General features: G+C 42.2%; 19 protein-coding genes (1 of these 19 only partly in view). 5 read left to right on the forward strand and 14 right to left on the reverse strand.

Annotated elements, in window-relative coordinates; all coding sequences use genetic code 11:
• Positions 1–464: the 5' portion of a shikimate dehydrogenase gene (gene aroE, locus SJY38_RS14675; protein ID WP_286740530.1), read on the reverse strand. The gene continues 361 nt to the left of window position 1, outside the view; the window shows 464 of its 825 coding nt (coding positions 1–464); the start codon lies at positions 462–464; its stop codon lies off the left edge, out of view.
• Positions 465–517: 53 nt separating this feature from the next.
• Here aroE and SJY38_RS14680 point away from each other — a divergent pair, with 53 nt between their 5' ends.
• Positions 518–955, forward strand: coding sequence for a group II truncated hemoglobin (locus SJY38_RS14680; protein WP_029773006.1), 438 nt, complete (start codon positions 518–520; stop codon positions 953–955).
• A 93-nt stretch (positions 956–1,048) separates the two neighbouring features.
• Here the strand turns inward: SJY38_RS14680 and hemF are convergent, their stop codons facing one another.
• The 6 genes from hemF to SJY38_RS14710 form a co-directional block, all read right to left on the reverse strand.
• The gene (hemF, locus tag SJY38_RS14685; RefSeq protein WP_248463323.1) at positions 1,049–1,999 is read right to left on the reverse strand and encodes an oxygen-dependent coproporphyrinogen oxidase; all 951 of its coding nucleotides are present in this window, start codon (positions 1,997–1,999) and stop codon (positions 1,049–1,051) included.
• A gap of 1 nt (position 2,000) precedes the next feature.
• Positions 2,001–2,564, reverse strand: a complete 564-nt coding sequence (locus tag SJY38_RS14690; protein WP_004588032.1) for an L-threonylcarbamoyladenylate synthase — start codon at positions 2,562–2,564, stop codon at positions 2,001–2,003.
• 21 nt (positions 2,565–2,585) lie between these two features.
• Complete coding sequence (locus SJY38_RS14695; RefSeq protein WP_024032146.1) at positions 2,586–3,161, reverse strand: type I DNA topoisomerase; 576 nt, start codon at positions 3,159–3,161, stop codon at positions 2,586–2,588.
• Between the two features lie 97 nt (positions 3,162–3,258).
• On the reverse strand, positions 3,259–3,732 hold the full coding sequence (locus tag SJY38_RS14700) for a DUF494 family protein (protein ID WP_004588034.1): 474 nt from the start codon (positions 3,730–3,732) through the stop codon (positions 3,259–3,261).
• Between the two features lies 1 nt (position 3,733).
• On the reverse strand, positions 3,734–4,825 hold the full coding sequence (gene dprA, locus SJY38_RS14705; protein WP_004588035.1) for a DNA-processing protein DprA: 1,092 nt from the start codon (positions 4,823–4,825) through the stop codon (positions 3,734–3,736).
• Positions 4,826–4,856: 31 nt separating this feature from the next.
• Entirely contained in the window at positions 4,857–5,978 is a 1,122-nt protein-coding gene (locus tag SJY38_RS14710; protein ID WP_377110051.1) for a LysM peptidoglycan-binding domain-containing protein, read from the reverse strand.
• A 119-nt stretch (positions 5,979–6,097) separates the two neighbouring features.
• On the opposite strand from SJY38_RS14710, the gene def reads away from it, so the two are divergent.
• The 4 genes from def (at position 6,098) to trkA (ending at position 10,319) form a co-directional block, all read left to right on the forward strand.
• Positions 6,098–6,604: a peptide deformylase gene (gene def / locus SJY38_RS14715; RefSeq protein ID WP_004588037.1), complete on the forward strand. Its 507-nt coding sequence runs from the start codon at positions 6,098–6,100 to the stop codon at positions 6,602–6,604.
• A 21-nt stretch (positions 6,605–6,625) separates the two neighbouring features.
• Positions 6,626–7,579, forward strand: coding sequence for a methionyl-tRNA formyltransferase (gene fmt / locus SJY38_RS14720; RefSeq protein ID WP_377110053.1), 954 nt, complete (start codon positions 6,626–6,628; stop codon positions 7,577–7,579).
• Positions 7,572–8,867 carry a 16S rRNA (cytosine(967)-C(5))-methyltransferase RsmB gene (gene rsmB, locus SJY38_RS14725; protein ID WP_004588039.1) on the forward strand — a complete coding sequence of 432 codons (1,296 nt, stop codon included), beginning with the start codon at positions 7,572–7,574 and terminating at the stop codon, positions 8,865–8,867. Before fmt ends, rsmB begins: the two co-directional genes overlap by 8 nt.
• Positions 8,868–8,942: 75 nt before the next feature.
• Positions 8,943–10,319, forward strand: coding sequence for a Trk system potassium transporter TrkA (trkA, locus tag SJY38_RS14730; RefSeq protein ID WP_004588040.1), 1,377 nt, complete (start codon positions 8,943–8,945; stop codon positions 10,317–10,319).
• An 85-nt stretch (positions 10,320–10,404) separates the two neighbouring features.
• On the opposite strand, the gene SJY38_RS14735 is transcribed toward trkA, so the two are convergent.
• From SJY38_RS14735 to pepQ, 7 genes are all read right to left on the reverse strand, one after another.
• Entirely contained in the window at positions 10,405–10,620 is a 216-nt protein-coding gene (locus SJY38_RS14735; protein ID WP_004588041.1) for an EF-hand domain-containing protein, read from the reverse strand.
• A 178-nt stretch (positions 10,621–10,798) separates the two neighbouring features.
• On the reverse strand, positions 10,799–11,011 hold the full coding sequence (locus SJY38_RS14740) for a calmodulin-like protein (RefSeq protein WP_004588042.1): 213 nt from the start codon (positions 11,009–11,011) through the stop codon (positions 10,799–10,801).
• A 129-nt stretch (positions 11,012–11,140) separates the two neighbouring features.
• Positions 11,141–11,353 (reverse strand): EF-hand domain-containing protein, encoded by a 213-nt coding sequence (locus SJY38_RS14745; RefSeq protein WP_004588043.1) that lies wholly within the window; start codon positions 11,351–11,353, stop codon positions 11,141–11,143.
• Between the two features lie 463 nt (positions 11,354–11,816).
• Positions 11,817–12,479 carry a flagellar brake protein gene (locus SJY38_RS14750; protein WP_248452297.1) on the reverse strand — a complete coding sequence of 221 codons (663 nt, stop codon included), beginning with the start codon at positions 12,477–12,479 and terminating at the stop codon, positions 11,817–11,819.
• Positions 12,480–12,508: 29 nt separating this feature from the next.
• Positions 12,509–13,960, reverse strand: coding sequence for a TrkH family potassium uptake protein (locus tag SJY38_RS14755; RefSeq protein WP_004588045.1), 1,452 nt, complete (start codon positions 13,958–13,960; stop codon positions 12,509–12,511).
• A 50-nt stretch (positions 13,961–14,010) separates the two neighbouring features.
• A complete protein-coding gene (locus SJY38_RS14760) occupies positions 14,011–14,625 on the reverse strand; it encodes a YigZ family protein (protein WP_096040916.1) in 615 nt (204 codons plus the stop codon).
• Positions 14,626–14,711: 86 nt separating this feature from the next.
• On the reverse strand, positions 14,712–16,034 hold the full coding sequence (gene pepQ, locus SJY38_RS14765) for a Xaa-Pro dipeptidase (protein WP_004588047.1): 1,323 nt from the start codon (positions 16,032–16,034) through the stop codon (positions 14,712–14,714).
• Positions 16,035–16,106 lie beyond the last annotated feature (72 nt).

Below are 16,106 nucleotides of genomic sequence, written 5' to 3' on the forward strand. Positions count from 1 at the left end.
TTTTTTGCCGTGCGATTAACAATCGTTATTTCAGCTGGGTTACGCTCAAGTAGCGGTAGTATTACCCCTCTTGCTGCGCCACCAGCACCAATAATTAAAATACGCTTATTGGTAATTGTCACTTCATTGGCAAGTAAATCATTAACAAAGCCCACGCCATCGGTGTTATCGCCTAACAAAGTGCCATCATCGCGTTTTTTAAGTGTATTAACTGCACCAACAATTTTAGCAAGTGGGGTGAGTTCATCAGCCATGGCATACGCTTGCTCTTTAAATGGCATAGTAACGTTGGCACCTATCCCGCCTTGCTCAAAAAAGGTGGTTACTGTTTTTTCAAAGTGATCGATAGGTGCTAATATTGCGCGGTAGTCGATTTGCTCACCCAAAGATACAGCAAATTGTTTATGTATCGCGGGGGATTTTGAATGTTTGATTGGATTTCCAAAAACCGCATATTTGTCCATTTTAAAGCAACCTCTTTGCAGCTATACACTGCCTATTAACGATGATAAGTAATATGATTAAACGACTTTTTTCAAAATCTAAACCAGCTCCTGAGCAACCAGCGCCCACTCCTGAGAAAACACCGTATGAAATTATTGGTGGAGAAGCAGGTACCCGTGCTATTGCTAATAGATTCTACGACATAATGGCCAGCGATGAATACGCCAAACCATTATATGATATGCATCCTCTGCCATTAGATAGAATTCGCCAAGTGTTTTTTGAGTTTTTATCGGGTTGGTTAGGCGGCCCTAACCTATTTACTGAAAAACATGGCCAACCTATGCTGCGCAAACGCCATATGCCTTTTACTATAAATAAAGACCTGCGCGATCAGTGGATGTATTGCATGAATAAAACCCTCGATATAGAAGTAGACAACCCCCTACTGCGCGAAGGGTTAAAGCAGTCTTTTGGACAACTTGCCACCCATATGATTAATGAGCACTAATTGTAACTACTTAGCAAAAAGGCGCTGTTAAGCGCCTTTTATTAGGGTTTATTGACCTTTGCGGATTAAACAGCCCCTACCTTAATTTAATATTTATAACTGCCACTCTCTGGCTATTAAATCAGTGGGTTTAGTGCTTAGCCACTCTTGTGGACGTAAATAGTATTGATACAAATTAGCCTCTGCGCTGTCGGGCGCGGGCTTATAATTGTATTCCCAACGCGCCAGTGGCGGCATCGACATTAATATAGACTCTGTGCGCCCACCGCTTTGTAAGCCAAATAAAGTGCCTCTATCCCACACAAGGTTAAATTCTACGTAACGACCGCGGCGATACAATTGAAAGTCGCGCTGCTGTTGCGTGTATTCATCATTTTTACGACGCTCAATAATAGGTAAGTACGCATCTAAAAAGCCATTACCAACCGATTGCATAAATGCAAAGCTCTGCTCAAACCCTAGCTCGTTTAAGTCATCAAAAAATAAGCCGCCTACACCGCGTGTTTCGTCGCGATGTTTTAGGTAAAAATATTCATCACACCACGTTTTGTATTTTGGATACACTTGTTCACCAAATGGTGCACAAATGTCGTGTGCGACTTGGTGCCAATGCTGTACATCTTCAAAAACGGGGTAAAAAGGCGTTAAGTCAAACCCTCCGCCAAACCACCAAATAGGCTCTTCGCCTTCTTTTTCAGCTATAAAAAAGCGTACATTGGCATGACTTGTAGGAACATGTGGGTTTTTTGGATGAATAACTAATGAAACACCACATGCATGAAAGCTTCGCCCTGCAAGCTCTGGTCTATGAGCGGTCGCAGAGCCCGGCATAGATGCACCAAACACATGCGAGTAGTTAACGCCGCCTTGCTCTATTACATTACCGTTAGTGGTAACACGCGTACGCCCGCCACCGCCTTCGGCACGTTGCCAGCTATCTTCTACAAATTTTGCATTGCCATCGGCCTGCTCTAAGCCTTGGCAAATGGTGTCTTGCAAAGCCATAAAATACGCTTTTACTTGTTCTAATAATTCGCTTTGCATATTAACCTCTAAATACTTTGCCGGTCATGGCATCTTTAATTGTGCTTGGCTGCGTGTTGCCCCCTAAGGGCTCATCAATGTAACAGCCTACCTTATCTGCAAATTGCTGCTTGGCTTGTTCAATACTTGTTACGGTTGGCTGTCCGGTTAAATTAGCACTAGTGGAGACAAGAGGCTTGCCTAATTGCTGGCATAAGCGCTTAACACTTGGATGATCAGTAACCCGTACTGCAATCGTATCAAACTGCCCTGTTAACCATTTAGGCGTATTTTTAGCTGCAGGCATTACCCAGGTAATAGCACCGGGCCAACTAGAAAAAATATCAGCGCGCTTGTCCATTGGCAGCTTTACATCGTCAACATACTTTAATAACTGGCCGTAGTTATCGGCGATTAAAATAAGGCCCTTTTCAACGGGACGCTGTTTTATTTCTAGCAACTTCTCAACAGCTTGCTGATTATCTGGATCACACCCTAAACCATAGACAGCTTCAGTAGGATATAAAATAACTTCACCTTGCTCTAAGCAAGATATAGCCGTAGGCAATGTAGAAAGGTCTGACAAAATATGCTCCAGAAATTTATATTAATCAGTAGTGGTAAGTTTATGCAGGCAACTTTTTTGTGGGCACTGTAGCACAGTACCATTGGCCATTTTTTTCTCAATAACAAGCGGCCAATCGCACTTAGGGCATGGCTTGGCTATGGGTTTGTTATTTAGAGTATATTTACAGCTTGGGTAACAATCGCATGAGTAAAACGTTTTACCAAATTTATTGCTGCGTGCAACTAGCTGCCCTTTTTTGCATTTAGGACACCCAGGTAATACATCATCGTTATTATTAGGTTCGTCATCGTGGGCGATATAATGACACTCAGGGTACCCTGTACACCCAATAAACATACCATAACGGCCGTTTTTAACCACCAGCGGTTTTGTGCACTGTGGGCAGGCTGAATCTTCAAGCACCTTTATTTCGTTGCTGTCGTGATGCGCTAATGGGCGAATAAAGTCGCATTTAGGGTAACTCGCACAACCCAAAAAAGGACCTGTTTTAGAGTTACGGATCACTAATTCAGAACCACATTGCGGGCAGACTTCGTATTCTTTTTCTAAGGCGTGTTTATCCGCCGAGAAAAGCGAATGGTCGATTTTACTCATGAGGTTCCTAACGGGTTGCTGAATTTTCGCCTAATATACCCAAACCACTTAAAGATACAAGCTGTGCATATAGGTTTAAGTGGTTTGGCATACAATTTTAATGTAGAAGTTCGGTGGGTTCGTCAAATATAAGGTCTTCCATTTGCTCGTAAGCCTCTTCTGAGCCAGGTACGTTAAATAACACCATAAGCACCACCCACTTTAAGTCGTCGAGCGAAATATAAGGTTTATCTAATGCGGCAAGGCGGTCCATAACCATTTCACGGGTTACACTGTTAACCACCCTTATTTGCTCTAAAAACATCAAAAAGCCACGGCATTCAACGTTTAACATTTTGCATTCGCTATCGGTAAAAATGCGCATTGCTTGGTGAGGCTTTGTAATTAAATAAGGCGACTCGTCGCTGCGTTGTAAATCGGCCAATTGTTCAAGCCAGTTTAATGCTTTAAAAATTTCGGTCTTATTAAAGCCCGCGCGAAGTAATTCATCGGTAAGCTCGTTTTCTTCAATATAAATATCGGCTTCACTGTGAATGTAGTTTTCAAAAAGATACATGAGAATATCAAACATATTACCTTCCTGTGCTTAGCTTTATATACCCGTCTAACACTCGCTCTATTTCGTCGTCTAACTCTAAATCGAGCAACCTTGCCAGCACTTTATCAATTGGCCACTTGGCGCGACGTACAATTTCATCAACACTGGTTACCTCATACCCTATACTATTTAACACCTCACACTGTGACTGTTTGTTTACAGGCTCCTCTTTATTATATAGACCGCTTTGATAAGAAAAGCTCACCTCATCTAAAATATCTGTTACATTTTCGACTAACTTAGCGCCCTGCTTTATTAAAAAGTGACTCGCTTGCGATAAAGGGTTTTTAATAGAGCCCGGTACTGCAAACACTTCTTTATTTTGTTCAATAGCGTAACGTACCGTGATCAATGAACCGCTTTTAATTTCAGCCTCTACAATAACCACGCCTAAAGACAGCCCAGATATAATACGGTTTCTGCGTGGAAAGTTATGCGCATTAGCAGCGGTACCCGGTAAAAACTCGCTTATTAATAAGCCATGCTCTAATACTTGGTCTGTTAATAATTTATGGCGTTTGGGGTAGTAAATATCAACCCCTGTCCCTAATACACCAATTGTTTTGCCATTATTGGCCAATGCCCCTTTATGCGCGGCCCCATCAATTCCCCGCGCCATGCCCGAGGTAACAGTAATACCGGCTAAAGTAAGCTGATAAGCAAGCTCTGAGGCTATTTCGAGCCCCGTAGGGGTCGCGTTTCTACTACCAACAATGGCCACTTGCGGGCTAGATAACAGCGATATATCGCCTTTACAAAATAACAGTAAAGGGGCACTGGCTATGTGTTTTAGCTCGTTTGGGTATAGCGCATCAAAAATACACACCACTGTAATATTAAGCTGCTGTATTTGTTGTTCGTAATGGTTTACTTGCTGCCAATTGGTATTGAGTAAGTTGCAGGCTTGGTTTTGGGTAAGGCCAAGCTGTTGTAATTCACTTTGGTTTAAATCAAATAATGATTCGAGGGGGTGAGTATGTGATAAGGCTAACAGTGTTTTAATACCTAAGCCTTTACACATATAAAAGGCAAGCCAGTGGGCTAGCTTGCCAGATGACTGATCCATGCTCTCTCCTAGAGCACCGACTCGCTACAACTTAATGAATTACTACACTATCTCCAACGCGAATTGGGTGCTGATTTTTTGTTATTAATGCATAACTCACTTTGTCATACACTTTAAATACAATTAACTCACCCACTTTTTCGTGTGGCATTGTCCATGTTGTGGTGTCTTCATCTGGCTCGCTGCCAAATAATTCACCTGCATCAGATAAAAGCTTTTCAAATTTGCTCGAATCCTCTGGATAACGCGGTCCTCGAGGGCCATCAATAACAGTGGGTGATTGGCGTTCTAAATCGAGGATATGACCAACTTCAATTTGTTGCTCAGCACCTAAGTTTAGCACCACTACATCCATTGTGCTGAATTCTCTTACTTGGCGCGGAGAGTCAATAACACTGCCTGATACACTTTGCTTAGGACGATGCATATTAAAGTACGCTGGTAACATTTGCCCTTGCATAGCAGGGAGTAAAAAATCGCCTTGTTGTATTTCTTGTTTAACTGACTCAACCCGTAAAGACGATGGTACGCCATTGCTTTCATCGCCCGTTCTAAATGCACGAGCCATACCGACATAAGTAGCGCGAGTGGCTAGCTCTTCACCGGTTTGTGTATCTATGTAAGGTTCGCCTTTGTGATAAATAGCATACGCTTTATGTACTTTTAAATCGCCCTTAACGTATAAAATATGCCCGAGAGTTTGCGTTTTAGTATTTTCGTTTGCCCCTAAAATATAAGGCTTATCATCTATGTCATCGCTGTTAATCGCTTGCTCATAGCTTAAATAAGGTTTAATTATTTCAAGTGGCAAAGTGGTGATGGCGTTATTACCTTTTGGTGTAATACGCCCTTGCGGCGATAATTTTCTGTACGCTTTATTAATCACCAAACGCGGGTTACCGTCGGAGTCGTACACTAACGCGAGTGCATCGCCTGGGTAAATTAGATGCGGGTTATCTATTTGCGGGTTCATTTGCCACAACTCTGGCCACAGCCATGGTTCTTCTAAATAAATGCCGGAAATATCCCAAAGGGTATCGCCTTTTTTTACAACATATTGTTTTGGAGCATCTTTTTTTATTTGTAAAACATCAGCGACTGCAGGAAAAGCAGTACTTAGTGCAAGCATAATTGCAGCCAATTGAGATTTCATTGGGCTTCCTTGTATTGTTTTTTCATTATTATTGACCAAAACCTGTTAAAGGGGAACGCGAATGGCTAAAATAAGAGCATACAATACCCTAAATTAAGCACAAGTGTAAAAAGGTAACTATGGCTAGGTTAGAAGTTTTAAGATTTCCAGATGAGCGTTTACGTACGGTAGCAAAAGAAGTTGCACAGGTTGATGACAACGTTCGCCAAATTGTAAAAGACATGCTAGAGACAATGTACGATGAAAACGGCATTGGGCTAGCTGCTACACAGGTTGATATTCATCAACGTATTGTGGTGATCGACGTATCAGAAGAACGCGACGAACCACTGGTTTTAATTAACCCACAAATTATTAAAAAAGATGGTGCAACAATTAGCGAAGAAGGCTGTTTATCAGTGCCTAACTCTTACGCAAAAGTAGACCGTGCTGAAACCGTAACCGTTGCTGCTCTTAACGAAAATGGTGAAGAATTTGTACTAGATGCAGATGAGCTATTAGCTATTTGTATTCAACACGAACTAGATCACTTACAAGGTAAACTATTTATTGATTACCTATCGCCATTAAAGCGTCAACGTATTCGCAAAAAGCTTGAAAAAGAAGCTAAATTTGCCGCGAAGTAATAAGCACCTTAGGAAAACTCAGTGACAAAACCACTACGCATTATATTTGCCGGTACGCCGGACTTTGCCGCTCGTCACCTACAAGCGTTAATTCAAAGCGAACACAAAATTGTTGGTGTTTACAGCCAACCAGATCGCCCTGCTGGGCGTGGTAAAAAATTAAAAGCCAGTGAAGTAAAAGCGCTTGCGCTTGAACATGAACTACCTGTTTTTCAGCCACAATCATTAAAAAATGAAGACGCACTCACTGAGCTTAAAAGCTTAAATGCCGATATCATGATTGTGGTGGCTTATGGCTTAATTTTACCAAAAGCCATTTTAGAGGCACCACGCTTAGGGTGCTTAAATGTGCATGGCTCTATTTTACCGCGCTGGCGCGGTGCTGCGCCTATACAGCGCGCAATTTGGGCTGGCGATGAAGATACCGGCGTAACCATAATGCAAATGGATGAAGGGCTTGATACCGGCGACATGCTGCACATTAGCCGCTGCCCTATTGCTGCGGATGAAACCAGTGCCAGTTTATACACCAAACTGGCTGAACTTGGTCCCGGAGCACTTGTTCAAACCATTAATAAGTTAGCCAATGGCGAGCTTATAGCTGAGCCGCAAAACGACGAGCTGGCAAATTACGCTAAAAAGCTTTCAAAAGAGGAAGCAAATATTGATTGGACGATGGATGCCGTACAAATTGAGCGTAATATTCGTGCGTTTAATCCATGGCCAGTGTGTTTTACTCAAATGGGTGAGCACAAAGTAAAAATTTACCAAGCCTCCGTCGTTGAGCAAACAGGCCCTGCGGGCGTTGTTTTATCAAGCGATAAAAACGGCATTGTAGTGGCGTGTGGCAAGCAGGCATTAAGTATTACACAGCTGCAACCCCAAGGTAAAAAACCAATGGCAATTAGCGACTTTTTAAACGGTCGCAGTGACTGGGTAACTCCTGGCACCGTATTAGGCGAAAACAATGAGTAATGTTCAAAACGTACGTGCGCTTGCCGCTGAAACTTTATATAACGTGGTTGATAAAGGCGCTTCGCTAAATCAAGAGCTACCATTTGCCAGCCAAGGGCTGCCCCCTAAAGACAAAGCGCTATTACAGCAAATTTGTTACGGCGTGTTGCGCTACCTACCTAGCCTTGAAAACTACTGCCAACATTTAGTAGAACAGCCACTTAAAGGTAAGCGTCGTATTTTTCAGTTTTTGTTGTATGTCGGTATCTATCAGCTGCAGCATATGCGCGTGCCACCGCATGCCGCCATTTCTGAAACCGTTAATGCCCTTGGCCAAATGCGTGCATTAGGCTTAAAAGGCTTAATCAACGCTATTTTGCGTAGTTTTCAGCGCCAACAAAGCGAGCTTGAAGAAAAAGCCAAGCAAATACCAGTGTGTTTATATAACCATCCAAATTGGTTTATTAAACAAGTGCAAGCTGCGTACCCAGACAACTGGGAAGCGCTTCTTGAAGAAAACCAACAACAAGCCCCTATGTGGTTACGTGTCAATCAAGCACAATACAGCACGCAACAATACAGCGAAATGTTAACGGCTAACGATATAGAGCACACGTTAAACCCTGAGTTTGTTGATGGTATTAAACTAGCTAAGCCGCGTGATGTATTTTCGTTGCCAGAATTTGATGTGGGCGCCTGCTCAGTTCAAGACGCCGCAGCACAATTAGCCGCACGCTTTTTAGCACCTCAAGCTGATGAATACATTTTAGATGCCTGTGCAGCACCTGGCGGTAAAACATGTCATATATTAGAGCTTGCCGATGCAGAAGTATTAGCGCTTGATAGTGACGCCACTCGCCTAGAACGTGTTAAACAAAATTTAACCCGTATCGGTTTAGGCGCAGACCTACAATGTGCAGACGCTTCGCAGCCACACACATGGTGGGATGAGCAACAGTTTGACCGCATTTTATTAGATGTCCCTTGTTCGGCAACCGGTGTTATACGCCGCCACCCAGATATAAAATGGCTTCGCCGCGCATCCGACATTGAAGATTTAGCTACACTACAGAGCGATATACTCAATAGCATTTGGCCGCTACTAAAACCAGGCGGCACAATGATATACGCAACCTGTTCGGTACTGCCGCAAGAGAACCAACAGCAAGTCGCTAAATTTTTAGCTAATAATAGTGACGTTGAGCATATACCACTGCACGACAACGACACAGTTACCAACCCTGGTTTACAATTACTACCAGGTGAAAGCGACGGATTTTATTACGCTAAGCTAGTTAAAAAAGCCTAATAGCCGTACACTCAATAGCCATTTATTAAACAGTAAATGGCTATTTTTTTAATTAAACAGTAATTCGGGTAAATAATGAAAATAATCATACTCGGTGCCGGACAAGTCGGTGGTACGCTTGCTGAAAACTTAGTTGGCGAACAAAACGAAATAACCGTTGTTGATATAGACGGCAACCGCTTACGAGAGCTACAAGATAAGTACGACTTACAAGGGGTCACGGGGCACAGTGCACACCCAGATGTGCTCAGACGTGCAGGTGCTGAAGACGCCGACATGATTATTGCGGTAACCAGCTCAGATGAAGTCAATATGGTGGCGTGCCAAGTCGCGTATAGTATTTTTAATACGCCAACTAAAATAGCCCGTATCCGATCAGAGCAATATTTAAAATACCGCGAAAAGCTATTTCATAACGATGACCTCCCGGTTGATCACTATATTGCCCCCGAAGCACTTGTTACCAAATATATTCGCCGTTTAATAGATTACCCAGGCGCGTTGCAAGTGCTGCAATTTGCCGATGGCATGCTCTCTCTTGTGGCTGTAAAAGCTTACTACGGTGGCTTATTAGTGGGTTATGCGCTTTCTGCTTTAAAAGAGCATATTCCGAATGTAGAAACCCGTGTAGCAGCAATTTATCGCCAAGGTAAAGCTATAAAGCCGCTGGGCACAACGGTAATAGAAGCGGACGATGAAGTATTTTTCATTGCTGCCACTAAGCATATTCGTGCGGTTATGAACGAGCTACAAAAACTTGAGCGTTCTTACAAAAAAATTATGATAGCCGGTGGCGGTAACATTGGTGCAGGCCTTGCTCGCTCACTGGAAAAAAACCACAGCGTTAAGTTATTAGAGCGCAGTAAAGAGCGTGCTGAGCAACTCTCTGAAATGCTAGATAACACCGTCGTGTTTTGTGGAGACGCCTCAGACCAAGAACTACTATCTGAAGAGCACATAGAGCAAGTTGATGTGTTTATTGCCGTAACCAACGACGATGAAGCAAATATAATGTCGGCCATGCTTGCAAAACGCATGGGCGCACAAAAAACCATGGTGCTTATTCAGCGTGGTGCGTATGTAGATTTAGTGCAAGGGGGTGAAATAGATATTGCTATATCACCACAACAAGCAACTATTTCGGCGCTACTTACACACGTACGCCGTGGCGATATTGTTAATGTGTACTCGTTACGTAAAGGCGCGGCAGAGGCCATTGAAGCCGTTGCCCATGGCGATGAAAACACATCAAAAGTAGTTGGCCGTGCGATTGCCGATATCAAGCTACCTGCAGGTACAACGATTGGTGCTATTGTACGTAATGACGACGTACTGATTGCCCACGACGACACGGTTATTATGTCTGGTGATCACGTTATTATGTTTTTAATCGATAAAAAGCATATCAACGTAGTAGAAAAGCTATTCCAAGTTAGCGCTATATTTTTATAGTTAAACACAAAAAAGCCGCTGACTAAGGCGGCTTTAGTGGAGTATGTTTTTTTAATGCTAGGCAACCCTGCTTAGCAGCTTCTAATTACTGTACTTTTGAAAACTCTTGCTCAGAAATTTCACCATTACCATCAGTATCTAGCTGGTCAAAAATTTTCACTAGCTGTGAATTTACCTGCGCTTCTTGCTTTGAAATTGCACCATCACCATCGGCATCAAACGAGGCAAAGTCGACTGCAGCATACGCCGCTGATGAAGAAGCTAATACGATAACGGCAAGTGCTGTATTTAATGTTTTCATAGTTGTGTCCTAATTAAGAGGAAATCCTTTTCTAAGATCCATGGGTTTAAAAATTAACTAAAAAGTGCTTTTGCCAATGTGCATTATTAAGTTTTAATGCACATTGGATTAGAGCAAATGACTCTTTGCTAAGTGAACATGCGCTGTCCTGCGCTCAATTGGCAAAGATCATCACACCCTAGTATTTAGAGAACTCTTGCTTTGAAAGCTCACCATTTCCATCGGTATCAAGCTCAACAAACTCAGCCATTAAATCCGCATCAACCGATGCTTCAGCTTGGCTAATGGCGCCATTGCCATCTACATCTAGCGTGTCAAAATCAGTCCCTGCAAAGGCAGCAGAAGAAGAGGCAATAGCCATAAATGCGAGTGCTTTATTTAAATGCTTCATAATTTAATCCTTCAATATAAACAAATTAGTTAAGTTCACTACGTGGTGTACGCAATCCTTGTAATCCTTTTTCGTAAGCTCCCTTGCCTACTTAGGTTGTCATTGGCAACTCAGGATTGTTACCACACTTTAAGCTTCTGAAAATTCTTCTTTTGATAGCTCACCATCTTGGTCAGTATCTAATTCTGAGAACATGCTCATCAGTTTTGCATCAATTGATGCCTCTGATTTGCTAATCGTGCCGCTGCCATCTACATCTAACGTATCAAAATCGGTTGCTGCAAATGCCGCTGATGATGAAGCAAGGGCGATAAGTGCTAAAGTTTTATTAATGCTTTTCATAATATAATTCCTTCAAGTATATGTGTGCGATTAAGTGTTTTACTTTAAATCACGTTATTGTTCAGTACAGCCAGACTATTACAACTTGAATGCCAAGTTTTAAAAGCTGATTAATTTCAATCAGTTAAAAGAGTGCTTGGCTATTTTTGATAAATTTGCGGGGGTTTTGTGTTGCAAACTAGCAACAATGGGTAAAGCTAAGTTTTTAAAAGCAATAAAAACAGCTAGTTACATAAAAGAAAAAAGCTACAATTTTCGGCGTAAATTGTAAGGATGAAGATTTATCGAAAAAAGAGACTAAATTTTAGCCGTGAGGGGAGCTAACGTATTAAAATAACTCACTCGTAAAACTAATCTATACAGCTGATTTTTATAGAAAATAAAAATTATTTTGTGAAGTTTTAAAAAATATGACTGCCACTCAAGTAAAAAGTGGCCATTTGTTGCTATTAAGCGAAAGTGCTTATTCTAATGGCAGCTCAAGCATTGCGGGATCGATAAAATGCTCTTTCATAAATGCCTTCATTTCATCTTCACTGGCTAGAAGTTTAATACCACAATTAACTCCCGCGGCGTGCTCTTTTACGCTGCATATTTCGCCAGTAAATGCTTTATTGTTGGTATCAACCGTCACCTTGCATTGCATATCTTTAATATTTTCATCGTTTTGATCGCCGCGTACATCAAACATCACCCCGGTAAGCGAGATGTCTTTAATCACCCCTTCAAGTACTCTATCGTCACTGAGAGTTAATTTGGCAGGTAATAAGGTAGGTATGCGTGTTTGCGCGCGCAGTGCAAATAACTGCACTTGCGTAGGGTAATTAATAAAAATGAGCCTAGCAGGGTGTGAGGCAACCGACATAAGCTGCTGCCTAAATGCTATTACTTGTCCGCCACTGCCTTCTATAACCGCTCTTACCACCACCATTACACCGTCACGTAGGTAATCACTTGCAGCAGGTAAACGCTTTGAACTTGGGTAATTTAAAATAATAAATTTATTTTCTAGCAAGCCAATAAACTCTGTTTTTACGCGTTTACTACTGGTAGGCGTAACAATTTCCAAGTCGACCAATCGTCCTGTTGTTAACTGGTGTAATTTATCTAAATTAGAATGTGGCATGCCTGTTCCTAAGCATCATTTGTATATTATTACCCACGCCAAAAGGTCGGCGTAAATAGCACGAGTAAGGTGAATATTTCTAAGCGACCAAATACCATGGCAATGGTTAATAGCCATTTGGCACCATCGCTCACCGCCCCATAATGCGAGGCAACATCACCTAAGCCTGGGCCTAAATTATTTAAACACGCCGCCGTAGCAGAGAACGCGGTAATGTTGTCCATGCCAGTTCCCATTAGCGCCAACATTATAATAATAAACACCAATGCGTACGCTGAGAAAAACCCCCAAACCGCTTCAACTACTTTATCGGGCAGGGCTTTACGACCAAGCTTAATAGAGTATATAGCACGTGGGTGCACTAAGCGGTTAAGCTCACGTATGCCTTGTAGGTAAAGTAAAAACACGCGTACAACTTTCATACCGCCACCGGTTGAACCTGCACAGCCACCTATAAAGCTCGAAAAAATAAGCAATATAGGTAAAAACAGCGGCCAAGTAGAAAAGTTGTCAGTAGCAAAACCGGCTGTGGTACTCATAGACACCGCCTGAAATAAGGCCTGATCGAGGGTTTCATCGCCATCGGCAAATATTTCGTTAGATGAGAGCACCGTAAAACAAATCACCACCAGCGCTAACTGTATCAGTAAAAAAACTTTAAATTCAGGGTCGCGAATGTATACCTGAATATTACGACTCGCTACCGCCGCGTAATGCAGTGAAAAGTTAACCGCAGCAATAATTAAAAAGAAAACACATATAAAGTTAATGACAGGGCTATCAAAGTGCCCTATTGAGGCATCGTAAGTAGAAAAACCGCCAATCGCCACTGTAGAAAACGCATGGCATATAGCATCAAACCACTCCATACCTGCCGCCCAATACGCCAACATACAGGTTACCGTTAACGACACATAAATGTACCAAAGGTGCTTTGCGGTATCGGCAATGCGGGGGGTCATTTTTGAATCTTTTACTGGGCCTGGGATCTCAGCTCGGTATAACTGCATGCCACCGACCCCAAGCATGGGCAGTATAGCAACAGCAAGTACAATGATACCCATACCGCCAAACCACTGTAATTGCTGGCGATAAAACAAAACAGACTTAGGCAGGTATTCAATTCCGGTAAGTACCGTGGCCCCAGTGGTTGTAAGGCCAGAAAAGGCCTCAAACACCGCATCGGCCATAGACAAATTAGGTTCTTGTAAAAAAATCAGCGGTAACGATGCAAACGCCCCTAGTACCAGCCAAAACAGTACAACAATTAAAAAGCCTTCGCGTGCTTTTAAGTCGCCGTTTTCATGCCTGTTTGGGTAATAAGCTGTTAAACCAATAACCACACTAAATATAAACGCTAATACAAAAGGAACACCACCACCATCTTTATAAAATAAAGACACCACCGCAGGCGGCACCATGGTAATACTAAACAGCGCAACAAGTTGGCCAAGGATTTTTATGATGGTACGAAATTGCATGTAGCTTATCGCTTTTATTATTAGTAAATATAAGTGTGTAAGTTATTGTCTTACTCTTTGATAGTTAACTCAACTGCGCCATGGCTTAAATCAAAAATATCTTTAATGGCCTGTTTTGCTTGGCGGCTATCAATAGTAATAACCCATTCAATATTAGCAGTAAATTGTTTTTCTATATTAAGTACTTGATAATTGGTTTTTAACAATTGCTCTATTGCGCCCTGCATGCTGTATTCACTCTGGCCTACAATCTCGATACTCGGTACTTTAGTCACCGTTTTTAGCTGTGAAAGTGCATTATTAAGCGACCCACCATAGGCACGTACTAACCCACCGGTGCCCAGCTTTATACCGCCAAAATAACGGGTGACAACCGCAGTAATTTCGCCAAGTCCAGAACCCACCAGCACATTAAGCATGGGCTTTCCTGCGGTACCATTTGGCTCGCCATCATCAGAAAAACCATAAACATGGCTTCCGCCTGGGTTACCCGCTACGTGCGCCCAACAATTATGACGAGCATCTGGGTACTTTTCTTCAATGCTTTTAATAAATGCTTTAGCAGCCTCTAGGTCTGGCGTATGCGCGATATGAACTATAAAGGTGCTTTTTTTAATTTCTTCTTGATGAAACACATCATCGGCGGGGTATTTATATTCAGACATAATTAAAGCTCAATTAAAAATGGGGCCAAAAGGCCCCTTTGCATTCGCGTATTTTAGCGCGTATTGGCGAGCTCGTCTTTATTAGCTTAGTCGAGCGCTAAATCACGAGTCATATTTTCTAGGCTGTCTTCGTGAACAATAATATTGTCTTCAATACGAATACCGCCGTATGGTTTTAACGACTCGATTTTTTCCCAGTTAATAAACTGCTTACTGTCGGTTTGCGCTAAATCACCTAATAATGAGTCTATAAAGTAAAGCCCTGGCTCAATAGTAAACACTTGGTTTTTCTCTATTTTACGAGTACAACGTAAGAATGGGTGCCCTTCTGGCGATGGCTGGTGGGTGCCTTTATCATCACGCATAAAGCCGCCCATATCGTGCACTTGTAAGCCAAGGTGATGGCCCAAGCCATGAGGAAAAAATGTTGAGGTAATTTTACGTTCCACAATTTCTGTTGCAGGTAAGTTTACAATATTGAAGTCGCTAAGAATTTGCGCAATACGGTTATGGCAATCAACGTGTAAATCGCCATATAACATGCCAGGCTTTAATGCGTTGCCTAGCTCAATTTGTATTGCCGTCATAGTTTGTACTAGTTCAGCAAACTCGCCCTGCTTTTTAAAATCGTACGTACGGGTTATATCTGCGGCATACCCATTAAAGTTTGCGCCAGCATCGATTAAAAACGAATTATGAGTAAGCGGTGCTTTTGGCTCAAAATGTGTGTAATGCAAAATAGCGCAGTTTTCGTTAAGCGCTACTATGTTGCCATACGGCATTTCGTTTTCGCTTTGGCGTGTAGCCATAAGGTACGCTTGCTGAATATCAAATTCGCTACCACCATTATAAAACGTATCGCGTGCTGCTTTATGTCCATCTACCGCGATGCGGTTTGCTTGGCGTAAACATTCAAGCTCGTACTGCGTTTTATAAGCGCGGTTATAATGAAAATAGTTAAGTACCGGCTCAGGGTTCATAATACTAAAGCCAAGCGCTTGCGCTACCTCTAGGTATTCGCCCATGTAAGCGTATTTAGCTTTATCGTAAGGTAATAGTTTTTCAACTTGATCAGGCTGTAGCAATAATTCTATATCAAAGTACTCAGCCCAAAAATCACGCGGCTCATCTGGTACTTTGTGCCAAAAATCAACTGGGCGGTAAAAAATAAGCTTCGGTTTATCGCTACCATTTACCACAATCCAACAATGTGGGTTATCAATAACAGGAAGCCAAGCTTTAAAGTGTGGATTAACTTTAAATGGGTAATACATGTCGTCTAAAAACTGGCGCTTAGCTTGGCCTGAGTGAATAACTAAACCCTCGAGCCCTTCACGGTCACAAATTGTACGCGTACGTTGTTGTAATGTGGCAATATGCTCTGCATATAAAACGGCTAATTTATCCATTGTTAATCCATCTGTTAAATTTAACTTGCTTTGAGTCTACCACTTAAACGTAAAGCGCTCAAAAAAGGGGGA

Origin of the sequence: Pseudoalteromonas sp. R86517 (assembly GCF_042466295.1) — a bacterium.
GTDB classification, from domain to species: Bacteria; Pseudomonadota; Gammaproteobacteria; order Enterobacterales; family Alteromonadaceae; genus Pseudoalteromonas; species Pseudoalteromonas atlantica.

Bases quoted from the DNA above. Each gene is read 5' to 3' on its own strand.
- SJY38_RS14680 (WP_029773006.1), top strand. From the start codon at position 518: ATGATTAAACGACTTTTTTCAAAATCTAAACCAGCTCCTGAGCAACCA.
- hemF (WP_248463323.1), bottom strand. From the start codon at position 1,999: ATGCAAAGCGAATTATTAGAACAAGTAAAAGCGTATTTTATGGCTTTG.
- SJY38_RS14695 (WP_024032146.1), bottom strand. From the start codon at position 3,161: ATGAGTAAAATCGACCATTCGCTTTTCTCGGCGGATAAACACGCCTTA.
- SJY38_RS14700 (WP_004588034.1), bottom strand. From the start codon at position 3,732: ATGTTTGATATTCTCATGTATCTTTTTGAAAACTACATTCACAGTGAA.
- dprA (WP_004588035.1), bottom strand. From the start codon at position 4,825: ATGGATCAGTCATCTGGCAAGCTAGCCCACTGGCTTGCCTTTTATATG.
- SJY38_RS14710 (WP_377110051.1), bottom strand. From the start codon at position 5,978: ATGAAATCTCAATTGGCTGCAATTATGCTTGCACTAAGTACTGCTTTT.
- def (WP_004588037.1), top strand. From the start codon at position 6,098: ATGGCTAGGTTAGAAGTTTTAAGATTTCCAGATGAGCGTTTACGTACG.
- rsmB (WP_004588039.1), top strand. From the start codon at position 7,572: ATGAGTAATGTTCAAAACGTACGTGCGCTTGCCGCTGAAACTTTATAT.
- trkA (WP_004588040.1), top strand. From the start codon at position 8,943: ATGAAAATAATCATACTCGGTGCCGGACAAGTCGGTGGTACGCTTGCT.
- SJY38_RS14735 (WP_004588041.1), bottom strand. From the start codon at position 10,620: ATGAAAACATTAAATACAGCACTTGCCGTTATCGTATTAGCTTCTTCA.
- SJY38_RS14740 (WP_004588042.1), bottom strand. From the start codon at position 11,011: ATGAAGCATTTAAATAAAGCACTCGCATTTATGGCTATTGCCTCTTCT.
- SJY38_RS14745 (WP_004588043.1), bottom strand. From the start codon at position 11,353: ATGAAAAGCATTAATAAAACTTTAGCACTTATCGCCCTTGCTTCATCA.
- SJY38_RS14750 (WP_248452297.1), bottom strand. From the start codon at position 12,479: ATGCCACATTCTAATTTAGATAAATTACACCAGTTAACAACAGGACGA.
- SJY38_RS14755 (WP_004588045.1), bottom strand. From the start codon at position 13,960: ATGCAATTTCGTACCATCATAAAAATCCTTGGCCAACTTGTTGCGCTG.
- SJY38_RS14760 (WP_096040916.1), bottom strand. From the start codon at position 14,625: ATGTCTGAATATAAATACCCCGCCGATGATGTGTTTCATCAAGAAGAA.
- pepQ (WP_004588047.1), bottom strand. From the start codon at position 16,034: ATGGATAAATTAGCCGTTTTATATGCAGAGCATATTGCCACATTACAA.